This is a genomic window from Salinimicrobium gaetbulicola (assembly GCF_042676025.1).
Taxonomy (GTDB): domain Bacteria; phylum Bacteroidota; class Bacteroidia; order Flavobacteriales; family Flavobacteriaceae; genus Salinimicrobium; species Salinimicrobium gaetbulicola.
Genome location: NZ_JBHTJP010000002.1, coordinates 24003 through 43174, shown reverse-complemented (window position 1 = coordinate 43174; position 19172 = coordinate 24003). Strand labels below are relative to the sequence as shown.

The 19172-nt window shown below is 40.7% G+C and carries 15 protein-coding genes; 12 read left to right on the top strand and 3 right to left on the bottom strand.

Going from position 1 to position 19172, the window contains the following annotated elements; translation table 11 throughout:
* Positions 1-43: 43 nt before the first annotated feature.
* Complete coding sequence (locus tag ACFQ1G_RS00220) at positions 44-1030, bottom strand: type I phosphomannose isomerase catalytic subunit (RefSeq protein ID WP_380736215.1); 987 nt, start codon at positions 1028-1030, stop codon at positions 44-46.
* Positions 1031-1269: 239 nt separating this feature from the next.
* On the opposite strand from ACFQ1G_RS00220, the gene ACFQ1G_RS00215 reads away from it, so the two are divergent.
* The 5 genes from ACFQ1G_RS00215 to ACFQ1G_RS00195 all read left to right on the top strand — a co-directional run bounded on the left by ACFQ1G_RS00215 (position 1270) and on the right by ACFQ1G_RS00195 (position 8458).
* Positions 1270-1707, top strand: a complete 438-nt coding sequence (locus ACFQ1G_RS00215) for a MarR family winged helix-turn-helix transcriptional regulator (RefSeq protein ID WP_380736214.1) — start codon at positions 1270-1272, stop codon at positions 1705-1707.
* A 45-nt stretch (positions 1708-1752) separates the two neighbouring features.
* Positions 1753-4158, top strand: a complete 2406-nt coding sequence (locus ACFQ1G_RS00210) for a 3-hydroxyacyl-CoA dehydrogenase NAD-binding domain-containing protein (RefSeq protein ID WP_380736213.1) — start codon at positions 1753-1755, stop codon at positions 4156-4158.
* Positions 4159-4212: 54 nt separating this feature from the next.
* Positions 4213-5403, top strand: a complete 1191-nt coding sequence (locus ACFQ1G_RS00205) for an acetyl-CoA C-acyltransferase (protein WP_380736212.1) — start codon at positions 4213-4215, stop codon at positions 5401-5403.
* Between the two features lie 71 nt (positions 5404-5474).
* Positions 5475-7286 carry an acyl-CoA dehydrogenase family protein gene (locus ACFQ1G_RS00200; protein WP_380736211.1) on the top strand — a complete coding sequence of 604 codons (1812 nt, stop codon included), beginning with the start codon at positions 5475-5477 and terminating at the stop codon, positions 7284-7286.
* A 128-nt stretch (positions 7287-7414) separates the two neighbouring features.
* Entirely contained in the window at positions 7415-8458 is a 1044-nt protein-coding gene (locus ACFQ1G_RS00195) for a mechanosensitive ion channel family protein (protein WP_380736210.1), read from the top strand.
* Here ACFQ1G_RS00195 and ACFQ1G_RS00190 read toward each other — a convergent pair.
* Positions 8430-10253 (bottom strand): glycoside hydrolase family 15 protein, encoded by a 1824-nt coding sequence (locus tag ACFQ1G_RS00190; protein ID WP_380736209.1) that lies wholly within the window; start codon positions 10251-10253, stop codon positions 8430-8432. The genes ACFQ1G_RS00195 and ACFQ1G_RS00190 overlap by 29 nt on opposite strands.
* Positions 10254-10346: 93 nt before the next feature.
* Between ACFQ1G_RS00190 and ACFQ1G_RS00185 the strand changes: the two genes are divergently transcribed.
* From ACFQ1G_RS00185 to ACFQ1G_RS00175, 3 genes are all read left to right on the top strand, one after another.
* Complete coding sequence (locus tag ACFQ1G_RS00185; RefSeq protein ID WP_380736208.1) at positions 10347-12560, top strand: bifunctional alpha,alpha-trehalose-phosphate synthase (UDP-forming)/trehalose-phosphatase; 2214 nt, start codon at positions 10347-10349, stop codon at positions 12558-12560.
* Positions 12561-12708: 148 nt separating this feature from the next.
* Positions 12709-12975 carry a YtxH domain-containing protein gene (locus ACFQ1G_RS00180; protein WP_380736207.1) on the top strand — a complete coding sequence of 89 codons (267 nt, stop codon included), beginning with the start codon at positions 12709-12711 and terminating at the stop codon, positions 12973-12975.
* 98 nt (positions 12976-13073) lie between these two features.
* Complete coding sequence (locus ACFQ1G_RS00175) at positions 13074-14435, top strand: M28 family peptidase (protein ID WP_380736206.1); 1362 nt, start codon at positions 13074-13076, stop codon at positions 14433-14435.
* Between the two features lie 7 nt (positions 14436-14442).
* Here ACFQ1G_RS00175 and ACFQ1G_RS00170 read toward each other — a convergent pair whose 3' ends face one another.
* Positions 14443-15408 (bottom strand): App1 family protein, encoded by a 966-nt coding sequence (locus tag ACFQ1G_RS00170; RefSeq protein ID WP_380736205.1) that lies wholly within the window; start codon positions 15406-15408, stop codon positions 14443-14445.
* A gap of 64 nt (positions 15409-15472) precedes the next feature.
* Here ACFQ1G_RS00170 and ACFQ1G_RS00165 point away from each other — a divergent pair, with 64 nt between their 5' ends.
* The 4 genes from ACFQ1G_RS00165 to ACFQ1G_RS00150 all read left to right on the top strand — a co-directional run bounded on the left by ACFQ1G_RS00165 (position 15473) and on the right by ACFQ1G_RS00150 (position 19108).
* On the top strand, positions 15473-16378 hold the full coding sequence (locus tag ACFQ1G_RS00165; protein WP_380736204.1) for a diacylglycerol/lipid kinase family protein: 906 nt from the start codon (positions 15473-15475) through the stop codon (positions 16376-16378).
* 123 nt (positions 16379-16501) lie between these two features.
* Entirely contained in the window at positions 16502-17161 is a 660-nt protein-coding gene (locus ACFQ1G_RS00160; RefSeq protein ID WP_380736203.1) for a hypothetical protein, read from the top strand.
* Between the two features lie 18 nt (positions 17162-17179).
* Positions 17180-17827 carry a photosystem reaction center subunit H gene (locus ACFQ1G_RS00155; RefSeq protein ID WP_380736202.1) on the top strand — a complete coding sequence of 216 codons (648 nt, stop codon included), beginning with the start codon at positions 17180-17182 and terminating at the stop codon, positions 17825-17827.
* A gap of 66 nt (positions 17828-17893) precedes the next feature.
* The gene (locus ACFQ1G_RS00150; protein ID WP_380736201.1) at positions 17894-19108 is read left to right on the top strand and encodes a bifunctional alpha/beta hydrolase/OsmC family protein; all 1215 of its coding nucleotides are present in this window, start codon (positions 17894-17896) and stop codon (positions 19106-19108) included.
* Positions 19109-19172: the final 64 nt, after the last annotated feature.

Here is a 19172-nt window from a genome sequence, read left to right as displayed (position 1 = left end):
CTTGAAAGGATATATAACACGGAAACAATTTTAACTATATGGCTTAAAGTTCAATGTAAACTTCCAGAAGTTCAGACTTTTCCGAAGATATTTCTATTGACTTATTTTTCGCAGGGATCAATAGGGTTTGCCCTTTTTGGATCTCTTCGGAATTACCATCTACACTAATAGCAGCCTTACCTTCAACACACATGTAGATCACAAAGGAATCGATTTTTGAAAGATCTCTTATTATATTTTGAGTTATGGGAAGAAAATTGGTAGTGAAATATTTACACTTCTTAATTACCGATGGATTGTTATACTCTCTGGTATAATCTAACTTGAAATCATCCTTTTTTTCAAAATCGATCGCTTCCAATGCTTCAGCGGTGTGTAAGTCCCGGGGATTTCCGTGTTCGTCTTTTCTGTCCCAGTCAAAAATTCGATACGTAACATCTGACGGTTGCTGAATTTCAGCAAGCAGCACCCCGCCTCCTATCGCATGAACTTTCCCGGTATTGATGAAAAAGGCATCTCCTTTTTTTACCTTTTCAAAATGTAATAGATCGGTAATTTTTCCATTTTCAAGATGAGCTAAATATTCTTTCTTAGAAATACTTTTATCGAAGCCTATGTTGATCTCTGCACCTTCATCGGCCTCCACAATGTACCACATCTCGGTCTTTCCGAAGGAATCATGACGTTTGCGAGCAATTTCATCTCCCGGATGAAGCTGCACCGACAGTTCAGATTTCGCATCGATGAACTTTATAAGTAGAGGAAATTCATTCCCGTATTCCTTAAAGACCTTTTGGCCAACCAGGCCGGCGCCATAATCTTCCAGCAAGTCGTTTAAAGCCCTTCCCTTTAAAACGCCGTTTTCAACTACTGAAGTTCCCCCCTTTAATCCGGAAATTTCCCAGCTCTCCCCCAAATTTGATTTGGAAGAGGTTTTGTGCAATCTGGTTTTCAGTTTATCACCTCCCCAGATCTTTTGCTTAAGAATAGGATTAAATTTAATAGGGTAATTGAGCATAGTCAGTATCAAGAATAGATTTGCAAAGATATAAAAATAGACTTGCCCTTACTGTAGAGACATTTTAAGGGTTTCCAGAATTTTCTTAAAACCGAATACTTGAACTTTCACTAATTATGTGTTAAACTATACGACTACATCGTTTTCTAATTGCCTAAATCTCATAAATTTATTAGAGAACATGAAAAGTTGAAAAAAATCCCCTATTTTATTATGCGTGCATAACAAAATTTTTTTAACTTTGGGTTCTTATGAAAGAAAAGACCATTGATTATGTGCTTCGGGCAACCTGGATCTCCATCGCCAAAATGTACAATGAAGAAGCCGGTAAAGAAGGAAGTACGATGGCTACAGGATTTGCTCTATTAAGCATAGATCCAGAAAAAGGCACCCCCTCCACATCGCTAGGACCAAAAATGGGAATGGAAGCGACCAGTTTGTCCCGCACCTTGAAAACTATGCAGGAAAAGGGACTTATTGAAAGGAAAAAGAACCCTGTTGACGGCCGTAGCGTACTTATATACCTTACTCCTTTTGGAAAGGAGATGAGAGATTACTCAAAGAAAGTGGTGCTCACTTTTGATGAGGCTGTAAAAAAAGAAATCCCTGAAGAGGATCTTGACAAGTTCATAAATGTTGCCTACAAGATCATGGACCTTATCTCTTCAAAGAAAATATATAATCAATAAATGAAGAGCGGGCACTATTTCCCGTTCAAAAAATAACCAAACAACATGAAACGAAGAATCAATAAAGTTGCAGTAATAGGTTCTGGAATTATGGGTAGCGGTATTGCCTGCCATTTCGCTAACATCGGCGTGGAGGTATTATTGCTTGACATTGTTCCCAGAGAATTAAATGACAAAGAAAAAAAGAAAGGTCTTACCCTTGAGGATAAAGCTGTAAGGAACAGGATTGTAAATGATTCCTTACAAGCTTCCTTAAAATCAAAACCTTCTCCTATATATCACCAGGATTTTGCCAAGCGTATCAAGACCGGTAACCTGGAAGATGATATTTCCAAAGTTTCTGAAGCAGATTGGATCATTGAGGTGGTTGTAGAAAGACTTGATATTAAAAAACAGGTTTTTGACAACCTTGAAAAGCACAGAAGAAAAGGTACCCTTATCACGTCAAACACTTCTGGTATTCCTATTCAACATATGAATGAAGGCCGAAGTGAGGATTTCAAAAAGCATTTCTGCGGAACTCACTTTTTCAACCCACCGCGTTACCTGAGATTGTTCGAGATCATTCCCGGTCCAGACACTTCTGCCGAAGTATTGGAGTTCTTAAATGAATATGGTGAAAAATTCCTTGGAAAAACTTCAGTAGTTGCAAAAGACACTCCGGCATTTATCGGGAACCGTGTAGGTATCTTCAGTATCATGAGCCTTTTCCATATGGTAAAGGAAATGGATATGACCATTGAGGAAGTGGATAAACTTACCGGGCCGGTTATCGGAAGACAGAAATCTGCCACTTTCAGAACAGTAGATGTGGTAGGACTTGACACTTTGGTACATGTAGCAAACGGGCTGCATAAAGGTGTACCATCAGATGAAGCACATGACCTGTTCGCGATGCCTGACTATATCAGCACCATGATCGAAAATGAGTGGTTTGGAAGTAAGAGCGGACAAGGTTTCTATAAAAAGATAAAAAATGAGGATGGTTCAAGCGAGATCAAATCTTTAGATCTTAATACTCTTGAATACAGACCTCAGAAAAAAGCTTCTTTCGCCACTCTTGAATTGACGAAGACCATTGATAAGGTGGAAGATCGTTTCAAGGTATTGATCGATGGGAAAGATAAGGCAGGTGAATTCTACCGTAAGAATTTTGCCGCCCTGTTCGCATATGCTTCAAACCGTATCCCTGAGATCACAGATGAGCTTTATAAAATTGACGATGCCATGAAAGCCGGATTCGGTTGGGAACATGGACCGTTCCAGATCTGGGATGCTGTTGGTGTAGAGAAAGGTATCGAGATCATGAAAGCTGAAGGGAAAGAACCTGCAGCCTGGGTGAATGAAATGCTTGAAAAAGGGAACAAGAGTTTCTATAAAGTCAAGGAAGGAAATACCTATTATTACGACATACCTAAGAAGGAGCATGTAAAAGTGCCGGGACAGGACACTTTCATCATCCTGGACAACATTCGAGAAAGTAAAGCTGTTTTCAAAAACAGTGGTGTGGTGGTAGAAGACCTTGGCGACGGAATCCTGAACGTAGAATTCCGTAGTAAAATGAATACTATTGGCGGGGATGTCCTTGACGGTCTGAATAAAGCAATAGACTTAGCCGAAAAAGAATACCAGGGATTAGTTGTCGCTAACGACGGAAAGAACTTCTCTGTAGGCGCAAACATCGGAATGATCTTCATGATGGCTGTTGAGCAGGAATATGACGAACTGAACATGGCTATCAAATATTTCCAGGATACCATGATGAGAATGCGCTACTCCTCTATCCCAACTGTTGCCGCACCGCACGCGATGACGCTGGGAGGTGGTTGTGAGCTTTCACTTCACGCAGATAAAGTGGTCGCAGCAGCTGAAACGTACATTGGATTAGTAGAATTCGGTGTTGGAGTGATCCCAGGTGGTGGTGGTTCCAAGGAAATGACCGTTCGCGCGGCCGACACTTTCCAAAAAGATGACGTGGAACTAAATCGTCTTCGTGAGCACTTCCTGACCATAGGTATGGCAAAAGTTTCAACCTCAGCCTATGAAGCATTTGACACCAATATCCTTCAAAAAGGAAAGGACATTGTAGTGGTAAACCCAGATCGTCAGCTAGCGATCGCTAAAAAGCACGCTTTGCTAATGGCAGAAAATGGATATACCAAACCAATTCACAGAACAGACATTAAAGTTCTCGGAAAACAAGCTCTTGGAGCATTCTACGTAGGAACCGATCAAATGTTTGCAGGAAAATACATTAGCGAACACGATAAGAAGATCGCCAACAAATTGGCCTATGTAATGGCCGGTGGAGATCTATCTGAAAACTCTTATGTGAGTGAGCAATATCTTCTTGACCTGGAAAGAGAAGCATTCCTTTCCTTAACAGGTGAGAGAAAGACACTGGAAAGGTTACAACATATGTTGAAAAAAGGAAAACCTTTAAGAAACTAGATATGAGGCTCTAATAGATCTCATTTTCAATCGAATATCTAAAAAAATACAAAAATGAAAACAGCATATATAGTAAAAGCATACAGAACCGCAGTAGGTAAAGCACCACGAGGAGTCTTCAGATTCAAAAGACCTGATGAGCTAGCTGCGGAAACCATCCAGTACATGATGGACAAACTTCCGGAATTTGACAAGAAGAGGATCGATGACGTGATCGTGGGTAACGCGATGCCCGAAGCCGAACAAGGTCTTAACATGGGTCGTTTCATCTCATTAATGGGACTGAACATTAAGGACGTTCCGGGAATGACGGTGAACAGGTATTGTGCATCTGGCCTTGAGACAATTGCCATTGCCACTTCGAAGATCCAAAGCGGGATGGCAGACTGTATCATTGCAGGAGGAGCAGAAAGCATGAGTTACATCCCAATGGGTGGTTACAAACCGGTACCTGATTATAAACTGGCAAAAGAAGGCCATGAGGATTATTACTGGGGAATGGGACTAACCGCGGAAGCAGTTGCTCAGAAATATAAAGTTAGCCGTGAAGACCAGGATGAATTCGCATTCAATTCTCATCAAAAAGCTTTAAAAGCTCAGGCTGAAGATCGTTTTCAGGACCAGATAGTTCCAATAAAAGTTGATCAGACCTATGTAGATGAAAATGGTAAAAAACAGACCAAATCTTACACTGTAAATAAAGATGAAGGTCCTCGTGCTGATACTTCCAAGGAAGTGCTGGGTAAACTTAGACCGGTGTTTGAAGCCGGAGGAAGCGTTACTGCCGGAAACTCTTCACAAATGAGTGACGGTGCAGCTTTCGTAATGGTCATGAGCGAGGAAATGGTAAAAGAATTAAATCTTGAACCAATCGCCAGACTTGTGAGCTATACGGCTGTGGGAGTCGAACCAAGAATTATGGGAATCGGACCTGTGGATGCTATTCCAAAAGCCGTAAAACAAGCGGGACTTCAATTGAATGACATTGAACTTATAGAGTTGAATGAAGCCTTCGCTTCTCAATCCCTTGCAGTAATTAGAGAGTTAGGACTGGATCCTGAAAGACTGAACCCAAATGGTGGCGCTATTTCAATGGGACACCCGCTGGGATGTACAGGGGCCAAACTTTCAGTTCAGATCTTTGATGAAATGCGCAAGCGTGACCTGAAAAACAAATATGCCATGGTGACCATGTGTGTAGGAACAGGACAGGGTGCTGCAGGAGTCTATGAATTCCTGTCGTAATCCAAAAAACTAAAGAGAAAATAATCATATTGAGATTGTCCATCTAACGTCTCACTTCAAATATCAATACAATGAGCACAGAAACAGATAACAAGAAAGACCTTCTTCGCGGAGGGCAGTTCCTGGTAAAGGAAACAAAAGCAGAAAACGTATTTACGCCTGAGGATTTTACCGATGAGCAAAAAATGATGCGTGACTCGGTGAAGGAATTCGTAGATCGCGAGATCTGGCCGAAAAAAGAGGAATTTGAAAAGAAAAATTATCAGCTTACAGAAGAGCTGATGAGAAAAGCAGGTGAAATGGGATTCCTGGGGGTTTCGGTTCCTGAAGAATACGATGGTCTGGGAATGGGCTTCGTAACTACCATGTTGGTAGTAGATTACATTTCAGGTGCAACTGGATCTTTCTCAACTGCTTTTGGTGCTCATACAGGAATTGGAACTTTGCCTATCACCCTTTACGGAACTGAGGAACAAAAGAAAAAATATGTTCCAAAATTAGCTTCCGGAGAGTGGTTCGGGGCTTATGCTCTTACTGAGCCAGGTGCTGGAAGTGATGCAAACTCAGGGAAAACAAAAGCGGTTCTTTCTGAAGATGGAAAATATTATTCGATCACCGGTCAGAAAATGTGGATCTCAAATGCAGGTTTCTGTAACCTGATGATCGTTTTCGCCAGAATTGAGGATGATAAGAACATCACCGGATTCATCGTGGAATATGACCCTGAAAACGGTATTTCTTTAGGGGAAGAAGAAAAGAAGTTAGGAATTCACTCCTCTTCTACCCGTCAGGTATTCTTCAACGAGACAAAAGTTCCTGTTGAGAATATGCTTGCAGGAAGAGGAGAGGGCTTCAAGATCGCAATGAACGCACTGAACGTGGGACGTATCAAACTGGCCGGTGCCTGTCTGGACGCTCAAAGAAGAACCATTACTGAAGGTGTGAAATATGCTAATGACAGAGTTCAGTTTAAAACCCCTATTGCACAGTTTGGCGCAATTAAGTCTAAACTTGCTGAAATGGCTACTTCTTCTTATGCGGGAGAATCAGCTTCATATCGTGCGGCCAAAGATATTGAGAGTAGAATTGAGATCCGTAAGGAAGAAGGAGCTTCTCATCAGGAAGCTGAACTTAAGGGTGTGGAAGAATTCGCAATCGAATGTTCTATCCTGAAAGTAGCAGTTTCCGAGGATATTCAAAACTGTACAGATGAAGGTATCCAGATCTTTGGAGGAATGGGCTTCTCTGCCGATGCTCCAATGGAATCTGCATGGAGAGACGCGCGTATTGCCCGAATCTATGAAGGAACCAACGAGATCAACAGAATGCTTTCTGTAGGTATGCTTATCAAGAAAGCCATGAAAGGTCATGTAGATCTTCTGGGCCCTGCTACTAAGGTAGCCGATGAGCTAACCGGAATTCCATCTTTTGAAACTCCAGATTATTCTGAATTGTTCGCGGAAGAAAAGGAAATGATCGCCAAGCTTAAGAAGGTATTCCTGATGGTTGCCGGTAGCGCAGTTCAAAAATACGGACCTCAACTTGAGGACCACCAACAATTGCTTCTTGCTTCTGCAGATATTCTTATCGAGATCTATATGGCAGAATCTACCATTCTAAGAACTGAAAAGAATGCTAAGCGTTTTGGAGAAGACTCTCAAAAAGAACAGATCGCGATGGCTAAATTATATTTATATCATGCAGTAGATATCATCAACAGCCGTGCAAAAGAAGGAATTGTTTCTTTCGCCGAAGGTGATGAACAACGTATGATGCTAATGGGCTTGAAGCGTTTCACTAAATATCAGAACATGCCTAACGTAGTTGAATTACGTAACACCATTGCAGATAAAGTGATCGAAGAAAACAAATACTGTTTTTAATAATTTGCATTAATTAAGTCTGACAAACGGGTCGCCCTTGGGGCGGCCCGTTTTATTTTGGTATTTTCTTAACAGCCTAACCGCCTTACATTTTATAGCTTTCAATAACTACTCAAAGTGAAAGCTGGATGGATAATCTAAACCTGTATGTGCTTGTCACAATAATAGTCCTAATTGTTGCATATTTTCTGGTTTTTTTCCTGCTAAAAAGATTAGGAAAAGATCCTCACAATGTCTTACCTCATAATATTGCAACCAGAATAAAGGTCCCGCTTATTGTATTGCTTCTGGCGATAGGGATACAGGCCGGACTGATAAATCAACAACTTTTAATAAATGAAACTACAGCAGCGCTTCTGAAGCAATTAAGATCCTTGATGCTTATTTTTACCTTCACCTGGTTCATTATCATAGCATTAAGGATATCTAAAAATCGATTTTTAAAGCAATTTGATGTCAACACAAGGGATAACCTACGTGCAAGAAAATTCTATACTCAGTTCAACATTATAGAGAGGATCGCCATTTTCGTGGTGATCTTGTTCGCAATAGGAATCTCGTTACTTACCTTCGATGGAATTAAGGAGATTGGTGTCAGCTTGCTTACCTCAGCAGGAATTGCAGGTATCATACTGGGGCTCTCAGCTCAAAAGGTGATTGGCGCTATACTTGCGGGAATCCAGATCGCTATATCCCAGCCCATCAGGCTGGATGATGTGGTGATCGTTGAGGGGGAATGGGGTCGCGTTGAAGAGATCAAACTTACCTATGTGGTGATCAATATTTGGGACAAGCGAAGACTGGTACTGCCATCTACTTATTTTATTGAAAAGCCATTTCAAAACTGGACCCGAAACTCTTCGGATATTCTTGGGACGGTTTTCATTTACACCGATTATAATTTTCCTATTGATGAACTTCGGAAGGAATTTACACGGCTGCTTCACAGCACAGATCTATGGGATAAAAAGGTAAATGTGATCCAGGTTACCAACGTAACTGAAAAGACCATGGAAATGCGGGCCTTAATGAGCGCCAGCGATTCACCTACAGCCTGGGACCTTCGGGTATATATTAGGGAACACCTGGTGAAATTCATTCAGGAAAATTACCCTGAAAGTCTTCCGCAGTCAAGAGTCGTGATTAAAGAAAATCATCCTCATCGACCATAGCTTTCATTCGCTCTTCTGCAGTAAGACCATGAGAAAAGTTCATGGCGGTTTCAATAAGCGCAAGGTGTGAATATGCCTGTGGGAAATTCCCTAACAAACGTTTGGTCTCAAAGTCAATATCTTCACTGAAAAGTCCTAAATGGTTGCTATAAGAAAGTAACTCCTCGAACATTTTAATTGCCCGATCCCTCTCTCCTATTTTATAAACGCTGTTGATCAACCAGAAAGTACAAATTGTAAAGGAAGACGATGGAATTCCAAAATCATCTTTGTTCTTATACCGGAACATGAGACCATTATGGCACAATTCCCGCTCGGTTGCTTTTACGGTACTAACAAACCTGGGATCTTTTGCTTTAATAAATCCGTAAGTTTCCATTAACAAGGTAGAGGCGTCCAGATCTTTAGAGCCATATGATTGCGTATAGGCCTGGATCTCCTCATTCCAACCTTTCTCATAGATATCATCGTAGATCTCCTGTCGAAGCGCTTTCCACTTTTGATCATTGATCCCTTTTCTAAGGATCTCTCCAATTTTTACCGCTCTGTCTACAGCTACCCAGCAAAGCAATTTTGAAAACGTGAAATGTCGTTCCTCAGTCCTGAACTCCCAGATCCCTTTATCCGGTTGTTTCCAGTGCTCCTCAACAATCCTAACGATTCCCCGAGTTATTGTCCACAGGACTTCACTATTCTCAAGAGTCGTTTCAAACTGAAGGAACTGCTGGAAGATCACTTCCATCAGGATCCCGTAAATATCGTTTTGACGCTGAATATAAGCCGCATTCCCAATCCTTACCGGCTTGGAGCCTTTATATCCTTCCAGGTGATCTAAAATATGCTCGGTAAGTGCTTTTTCCCCATTGATCCCATACATGATCTGGATCTTCTCATCCTTATCCGGGATAATATCTATGATAAACTGAAGAAAATCGTGCGCCGAGCCCAAGTGGCCAAGGCCGGCCATTACTTTGATCACCATGGAAGCATCTCTGACCCAACAAAAACGATAGTCCCAGTTCCTAACCTCTCCAATAGTTTCAGGTATTGAGGTGGTAGCAGCTGCCAGTACGGCACCGGTCTTTTCAAAGGTTAGGGCCTTTAAGACAAGGGCACTGCGGTTGATCTCATTATTATAATAGGGAAACTTGGTCGTCTTTTCACTCCAGTCCATCCAGTAGGTCTTGGTACGCTGAAATTTCAAATAAGCCCTCTCAAGATTTTGTTCGACCAATTTCTCATGATAACCCATGAGGAAAAATTCATTTCCGGTAAGGGTTATCTCTTCTTTATTGAGGATCATATCCAGGTCAAGACTGGAATACAGGTAAAGGGAGTCATATTTCCCTTCTTTAGTAAAACTCTTTATATAATGACGGTGATTTTCGGTGTAGGTCTTTTCCTTAGCATAATCAAGCTTCGGATTGTAATCTACCCTTACTTTAGGATTTCCTTTCGTGACATACAGATACCTGATTATATCTGGTGGTGCATAAAATCCGCCATTCCCAGTTTCCTTTGGATACCTTGGCATAAAATCAATCACCTGAAAAGCGGCTTCATCACTTGAAAAAGTAGTACATAATATGTTGGTCTTCCACAGGTATTTTTGAGATATGCTGTAGCTGTCATCCACTTCAAAACAAAAGTGGCCTCCCTTCTTCTCGTCAAGGATCTTGGCAAATACCGAAGCCGAATTAAAATAAGGCAAACAACACCAGTCCAATGACCCATTTCTGGATATCAACGCTGAACTTTTACAATTCCCTATAATCCCATAATCTAATGTCTCCATGTATCTTAAAGTTCTTTTAAAACGGAAAATTCCTCTAGTAAATTTCGGAAATTTAATCAAAATGAATTAGTTTAAAAGTCCAGAAAAAACATTATGGGGAAAACAATAATTATTTCCAACCGCTTACCCTTACAAATAAACATTTCAGAAAATGACTTAGAAGTATCTCCCAGTGTGGGTGGCCTGGCCACCGGACTGAAATCCTTTCATCAGGAAGGTGATAGCATATGGATCGGCTGGACCGGCTTGGCTTCTGAAGAAATTCCCGAAAATCTAAAACCTAAGGTTCTTGAAAAAGCTAAAAGCCAGGGTTGTATTCCGGTTGATCTAACATCCGAAGAGATCGAAAAATTCTATTACGGCTTCAGTAATAGAACCATTTGGCCATTGTTCCATTATTTCATGGAGTATACTGAATTTGACGCCGAACATTGGGAGGCTTATAAACAAGTGAACCAGAAATATGCTGATGCGGTAATAGAGAAACTTGAGGACGGGGATACGGTTTGGGTTCATGATTATCAATTACTGTTACTTCCCGCTTTAATTAGAAAAGAAAAACCCAAGGTTACCATTGGTTTTTTTAATCACATCCCTTTTCCCTCATACGAGGTCTTTCGAACTTTACCGTGGCGGGAAGAGATCCTCCGCGGAATGCTCGGGGCAGATCTTTTAGGTTTTCACACCTATGATTATGAAAGACATTTCCTAAGATCTGTAAACCGTATTTTACATTATGATATTAATTTTAACGCGGTAAATAAAGGTAATAGGATAGTAAAGGCAGATTCATTCCCTATGGGAATAGATTATAATAAGTTCAGGAATTCTGCCCTTGAACATAAAAGTCAGCCCAAAAGCGAAACTACAGATATTCAAAAAAAACTTGATTATCACAAATATGTCTCAAAGGGTACCAAGTTGATCATTTCTATTGACCGGTTAGACTACACCAAAGGAATTGCCAACAGGATAAGAGCCTTTGGCTATTTCCTCGAAAAATACCCCGAATACCAGGAAAATGTTCGGCTCATCATGCTTGCCGTTCCATCAAGGACCAATGTTCCTCAGTATCAACTGTTGAAAAAGGAAATCGATGAACTGGTAGGTCGTATAAATGGAAAGTTCGCCACGGTGAACTGGACGCCTATCTGGTATTTTTACAGGTCCATGCCTTTTGATAACCTTATAGACTTGTACACCTCAAGTGATGTTGCCTTAATCACTCCGGTTCGGGACGGGATGAATTTGGTTGCCAAGGAATATATCGCGACCAGAACAGATAATACGGGAGTTCTCATTCTTAGTGAAATGGCGGGAGCCGCCCAGGAATTGAGCGAAGCCTTATTGATCAACCCGAATAATTTTGAGCAGATCGTAGACTCTATTAAGTATGCCCTGGAAATGCCGGAGGAAGAACAAATAAGACGGAATAAGATCATGCAGAAAAGGCTTCGGCGTTACAGTGTCGAGAAATGGGCTAAAGATTTTATGACCAATCTGCGCGAAACGACCTGGACTCGTAAAACCTTTAGAACCCTGGAGATCAATGAAATCATCAAAAAAGATCTTTTTGAAAAATACAGTGAGGCAGGGCAACGTATCCTGTTCTTAGATTATGACGGAACCCTGGTAAACTACGAAGATAAGCCCGAAGATGCGAAACCTGACCCTGAACTTATAGAATTGATAACCAGTTTAGGAAGACAAGAAAATACCCGTGTGGTGTTAATCAGCGGAAGGGATAAGGAAACATTGGGTGCCTGGTGGAATTCCCCGGATATTGACCTTATCGCAGAACATGGGATCTGGTTCAAAAAAGGGGAAGGGGAATGGGAACTTACAGAAACGCTGGATTGCGAATGGATGGCCAAAATAAGGCCGGTCCTGGAGACCTATGTTGATCGCACTCCCGGCACTTTCATAGAAGAAAAAAATTATTCCCTGGCATGGCATTTTCGAAAAGCAAATCCAGAATTAGGTGAGGTGCGCTCTAATGAACTGTCTGCGGTGCTGCGCGATCTCATATCAGATCATGGATTAAGTGTTTTAAAAGGAAATAAAGTACTGGAAATAAAGAACAGCAGTGTAACTAAAGGAAAGGCTGCCGGAAAATTACTGGAAGAGAATTATGATTTCCTCTTTGCTATAGGAGATGACTATACAGATGAATATTTCTTTAACGAACTACCGGACAATGCCACCACTGTTAAAGTAGGGATGTCAAAAACCCAGGCTAAATATTACATTAAAACTTCTGAGCAGGTAAGTGAGTTATTATCCCAATTCCTGAGCCTGACCCATTAAGAACAGGATTAATCGGTAAAATGTTAAAATCCCTGAATTTTGATCAAAATTTTAATTCATTCTTAACTAGGGAACCCAAGGAGGACAGGCGAAAAGGCGGTATATTAGTTCAACTGAAAACTTAATTTAAAACCCAAAAATCTGAACTATGAAAGCAGGAAAAATGATATTAGGAATTCTTTCAGGGGCTGCGGCCGGTGCTGCCGTTGGAATGTTATTCGCTCCTAAAAAAGGGGCTGATACCCGTAAAAGAATCGCTGATAGAAGCAATGAATACATGTATGAAACAAAAAGCAAATTCAACGATCTTGCTGACAACCTATCACACAGATATGATTCTGTAAAGTCTAAAATGAGAAATAAATCCAAAAAAATGGAAGCGTCTTTAGATGGTGATGATAAGATCATTTATTAAGTTGCTATGAATTAGAAAAAATGAAAGCTGTCCAAACGGGCAGCTTTTTTTATGGATTTTCATTAATTTGGTAGCTTTCTAATCATAAATAAGTCAGCATGTCCAAAAATCTGCTTTTTACTTTTCTCTTGTTTTCCTGTTTCAACCTCTTTTCCCAGGAACAAGCTCCACCTCAGGTAGACCTTCGAATGTACGATATCATTAATGAGGTCTCGGCCGATAGTATAAAAGCAGATATTCAAAAACTGGTTAGTTTTGGCACACGAAATACTTTCAGCGACACCCTTTCCGATACCCGAGGAATTGGCGCTGCCAGGCGGTTCATAAAATCTGATCTTGAAAAAATTTCCAAAAACTGTAATAATTGCCTGGATGTTTTTTACCAAAAAGACTTTGTTACCAAAGAAGGAAATGACCGGGTTCCTAAAGACGCCTGGGTGGTGAATGTTGTGGCTGTTCAAAAAGGGAAAAAATATCCCAATCGCTATGTCATCATGAGTGGTGACATCGATTCAAGAGCAAGTAACACCATGGATTTCACTACCGATGCTCCCGGTGCCAATGACAATGCCAGCGGTATGGCAGGAGTTATGGAGGCAGCAAGGGTACTGTCAAAATATGAATTTGACAGCAGTATTATTTACCTGGGTCTCTCAGGGGAAGAACAGGGGCTTTTTGGAGGAAAAGGTTTCGCGAAAATGGCAAAGGATAAGGGCTGGGAAATTATAGGGGTTCTCAATAATGATATGATCGGAAATATTGAAGGGGTCGACGGAGTTATTGACAACCGCAGTTTCAGAATATTTTCAGAACCTGTACCTCCTACAGAGAGTGATCGCGAGAGAGCCATGAGAAGATTTTATGGCGGTGAAGTTGACGGCATCTCCAGACAGTTAGCCCGATATGTACATAAGACAACTCAAACTTATATGCCCGAGATGAATCCCATGATAATTTACAGGCTTGACAGGTTTGGTCGCGGAGGTCATCACAGGCCGTTCAACGACCTGGGATTTCCGGGAATCAGGATCATGGAGGCTCATGAAAATTACACCCAGCAGCATCAGGATATACGTACCGAAAATGGCATAGAATACGGGGATGTCATTGAGCATGTAAACTTTGATTATGCTAAAAAATTGACTGCTGTCAATGCTATCAATATGGCAGGTTTAGCCTGGGCACCTCCCGCTCCGGAAAAAGTATCTATCGGTGGGATCGTAGAAGCTTCCGCTAAATTGAAGTGGTCTACCGTAAACAATGAAAATGTCGCGGGATATAAGATCTATTGGCGAGAAACTACTTCTCCTCAATGGGAATATTCACGCTTCGTAGGAAAGGTGGACAATTTTACAGTAGAAGGATTTGTCATCGACAATTACTTCTTTGGTGTCGCCGCCGTCGGAAAAAATGGAAATGAGAGCGTGGTTGTTTTTCCTTCCGAAACTTTCAGGGATTAAAAGCATTTTACACGATCCCGATTTCTCTTGAATGTGAAATGGCTTTCCCGCTGTCTTTAAAATAACAGGTGGCTACTCCCATCTGCTCGAGATTTCCAAGCACTTTGTTCACTTTCGGCTTTTGACGGGATTTGGTTTGGCGAATGTAAACCGCTTTTATGTTCATGGGAAAAACTTTACACACCCGTTCATATAAGTAAGGGTCTTTTTGCGAATCGTCTCCCATCAAGACATATTGCAGTTGCGGATAAAATGAGATAATATCTTTAATCTTAATGAATTTATGATCATGTCCTCCCCTTCCGGTAAATAGAAAATCGGCCAGTCCGGTCTTTATCTTTTTCAGTTTAATGATGGCTTTAGGTAATTCATGCATTCGGGCAAATTGTAAAATGAATTGATACAGGTTCCATTCACTGCTAGATACATAAAAGAAGGAGTTAAATTTCCCCTGATCTTCCTGCCCTGCTCTGCTCAAAGCCTGATAGTGCGGCACTACGTCATCAAAAACCTCCCTGTTATCAATATTTCTGGTAAGGATCACGTATAATTTTTTAAAAATATTATGGGTGTGGGATATTAGAAATGTGTCGTCAATATCAGAGATTATCCCCAATTTACTTTTAAAGGGTTTAAGCAGCTCCCCTTGCTCCACAATACCGTTGCCGTTCACATTGCATGAAACCGTATATTTATGCCACCCGCTGTCAAGATATTGATTGTAAGGAATGGTAAACCTGAAATATCCGTCATCTAAAGTTCTTGTCTTCACTTCCAGGTCTTGAAATTTCAGGGTGATCTCTGCATTTTTTATCGGAGAAATTGTGAACATTTTGATCACCGATTTTGCATGCCGGTAGCCTCTTCGGTCAATTTCATATTTATCTGGGGCCAGGGAGCTGAAAACATGACCAAAAACTATTAATTCCTGGTCATTTACATATCCTCTATATAATTTAATATCTAACCTCATCTTTAGATTTCATTAACTCTGTTGCCTTACCAAATTACTTAATTTTATCAATAACTCAAGTAGAATGTCCACAAATCAAAGGGTATTACTGGTCGTAAATCCCATCTCGGGAGGCCGCGACAAGACCCCCATCATAGAACAGGTTCAAAAGAAAATTCAGGAAACTGAAGGAGAACTAAAAATTTATAAGACTACCGGAACCCATGACAAGTACAGGTTAATGGAGATCGTAGAAGATTTCAAGCCTACACGTGTACTTATAGCCGGAGGGGATGGCAGTATTAAGCTTATGGCCGAAATACTGAAAGGGGATGATATTCCTATTGGGATCTACCCTGCCGGCTCTGCCAACGGCCTGGCAGAAAATCTTCAACTTCCCAGTAACATTGAGGAGCTCACTGAAATTGCCCTGGGCGATAATTTCATTTTATTGGACACGATCGAGATCAACAAAGAACTTTGTTTACATATTAGCGACATAGGCCTAAATGCAGAGTTGATAAAGAACTATCAAGAAGGCAATATTAGAGGGAAGCTGGGTTATATTATTCAGTCCATACCGACCCTTATAAAAAGTGAATTCCCCTTTCACTTCAAGATCGAAAAAGAAGGTATTACCCTTCACCGAAATGCGGTTTTACTGGCGATCGCGAATGCTAAGAGGTATGGAACAGGGTCAACAATAAACCCGAAAGGAAAATATGACGATGGAGTCTTTGAAGTACTGGTATTCAAAGAATTCAATATACCCGAAATTTTAAAAACTTTCCGGGAGGATGTCGAGCTAAGCAGCGATTTCATAGAAATATTTTCCACTTCGGAAGTAATGCTCGAATGCCCAAAAGAAATCCCATTCCAAATAGACGGGGAGTACCGAGGAGAGGTAAAAAAAGTACATGCGGCCATCTCCCCTATAAAGATCAAAATTGCCGTTCCTCAAAAAAAACTTCCAAATAAGTTAATCATTTAACAATCTTTCATTTATCTCAGCTTTTTAATCCTTAATTAACAATAATTTAGGTCAGAATTAAAACATTTAAGCATTCATAATCAGTAATTTAGAAAGAAATGACTCTAACTAAATCAAGTAATTATGGTAGAGATTAAGATTGAAAAGAAAAAACCGATTTGGCCATGGATCATACTGGTCCTTGTCATTTTAGCAATTCTGTATTTTCTGGTTTTTGCAGACGATGATGCTGCTGATGATATGGAAGAAATGGATGACATGGAACAAATTGATGAAGAATCAGTTTGGGATGATGCCGATACTACTTCCTGGGAAGAAGAAACTGATACCACTGGCTGGGATACAACAGGCGATACCATTGGTGCTGCAGGGGCCGGAGTTACCGGATACCTGACCCATATTGCTGATTCTACAAAAATGGGGGTTGACCACCAATACACCAATATGGCATTACTAAAATTAATGGATGCTGTACAGGCGAAAGCAGATGAAATAAATTTTGACATTAGTGCAGATATGGCAGCGGTTAAACAGGATGCCAGTGCAATAAAAGAGAACCCAACAGCCGCTACGCATGTCAAAAAGATCAAAGATGCAGGTACTAAACTGGCCAATATTCTTCAAAAAATGCAGCAGCAAAAATTTCCGGCCCTAAATCAGGATATTCAGGAAATGAAGACCGCAGCATCTAATATAGATGTATCTGTTAAAACCCTTCAGCAAAAAGAACAAATAAAAAAGTTCTTTAACGAAGCTGCCGATGTATTAAAGAAAATGAGCTAATCTTAAAAAACAACCATTATGACAGATAAGAAAAAACATTTATACTACCTGAACGAGTTATCAGACTATAAGGTTGACAGTGATGATCCCGATGTAAGGGGCTGGCCTGTAAAGGATGTGGATAATCGCGTTATTGGAAAGGTGGATAACCTTTTGGTTAGTAAAGAAAGAAAGCGAGTGGTCTATCTGGATGTAGAAGTTGACAGCTCTATCATCGATGCCAATCATGATCCCTATGGAAAACCCGCAGAGGATAATATCCACGAATTTATAAATAAGGAGGGACAAAACCACCTCATCATTCCTATTGGCCTTGCCAGGCTGAATACCTCGGAAAAATATGTTTATTCAGATAGGATCAATCATCGCACTTTTGCCGAGACCAAGAGAATGGAAAAAGGCTATGATGTGACCCGGGAATATGAAGTTGCCGTTCTCGAATCTTACAATCGTGACCTCGAAGACACAGGACCAAGAAAACATGAGTCCGCTGAGGCAATTGAGAACAGAAAAAAAGAACTTGATGACTATGAACGTAGCAGGCATGTAGATGAAGACCAGATCTATGATGAAAATACCGAAGCCGCAAGAAGGAAAGGAAGAGTGGTTGACGACGATGCCTTTTATGACAGAGGAGAATTTGACAGGGACAAATACCGAAAATAACTGCCCTGAAGTACTATAAAGGGAAACCCCGGCGGTTTCCCTTTTTTCCATTCAATTAATCTCATTATGAATTACAAGAAAATATTTTTCCCTAATCCTGAAGGAGACGAACTTTCAGGGTACCTGGAACTCCCCCTGAACCAGGAACCGCATAGTTTTGTGCTTTTTGCCCACTGTTTCACCTGTAATAAAAATTTTTTTGCAGTAAAAAACATTGCAAGGGCACTATCTGAAAATGGCTTCGGAGTGCTTCGGTTTGATTTTACGGGGTTGGGTGATAGCGAAGGCGAATTTTCTGAGACAAATTTTTCCGGAAATGTTGAAGATCTTGTTGCGGCAGCTTCTTATTTAGAAAAGGAACATTCAGCTCCTTCCCTGTTGATCGGTCACTCTTTAGGAGGAGCCGCAGTCATAGTTGCTGCAAGTCAAATTCCAACGGTAAGGGCTATCGCCACAATAAACGCTCCATCCTCTCCACAACATGTTACCCACATACTGCGCTCTGAATTAGAAGAGATACAGGCAAACGGTAAAGCTAGAGTAAATGTAGGTGGTAGAGATTTTACTATTAAAGAACATTTCCTGAATGATCTTAAAACCCAGGATATGGGTGATCTTATTTCTAAGATAGACGCTTCCTTTTTGATACTCCATTCCCCGCAAGACACCGTGGTAGATATCAAGAATGCAGAAGAACTATATCGTGCCGCAAGACACCCTAAAAGTTTTATTTCGTTGGATAATGCTGATCATTTGCTCTCAAAGAAAGAAGATTCTCAATATGCCGGTAAAGTTATTGCGGCCTGGGCCTCAAAATACCTCAACATTCCAAAGAAAGAAGAACTGAGAACATCACATCAGGTAGTGGCCAATCTAGGGGAGGAAGGATACACAACTCAGTTAAAATCGGGAAAACATTATTTTATTGCAGATGAACCGGAAAAATTCGGTGGAAATGATTTTGGGCCTAATCCTTATGATTTCCTTTCAGCAGCGCTGGCTTCCTGTACCTCCATGACAATTCAAATGTATGTAAGACGCAAAAAATGGCCGCTCGTAAATGTAGAAACTCACGTCAACCACAATAAAGAGCACCTTGAGGATTGTGAGAACTGCGACCGGAACACTTCAAAAATTGATGTTTTTGAAAGGCAAATAGTTTTGGAAGGAAATCTGGACGAGGAACAACAAAAGAAGGTTTTGGAAATAGCCGATAAATGTCCGGTCCATAAAACGCTTAGCAACAAGATCACCATCAACACCAAATTATCTAAAAAATAGAAACCGATTTCATTGTTAAGCAATACTTAATTTTTTGGCAAATGTCGCCAATCTCTATACTTTA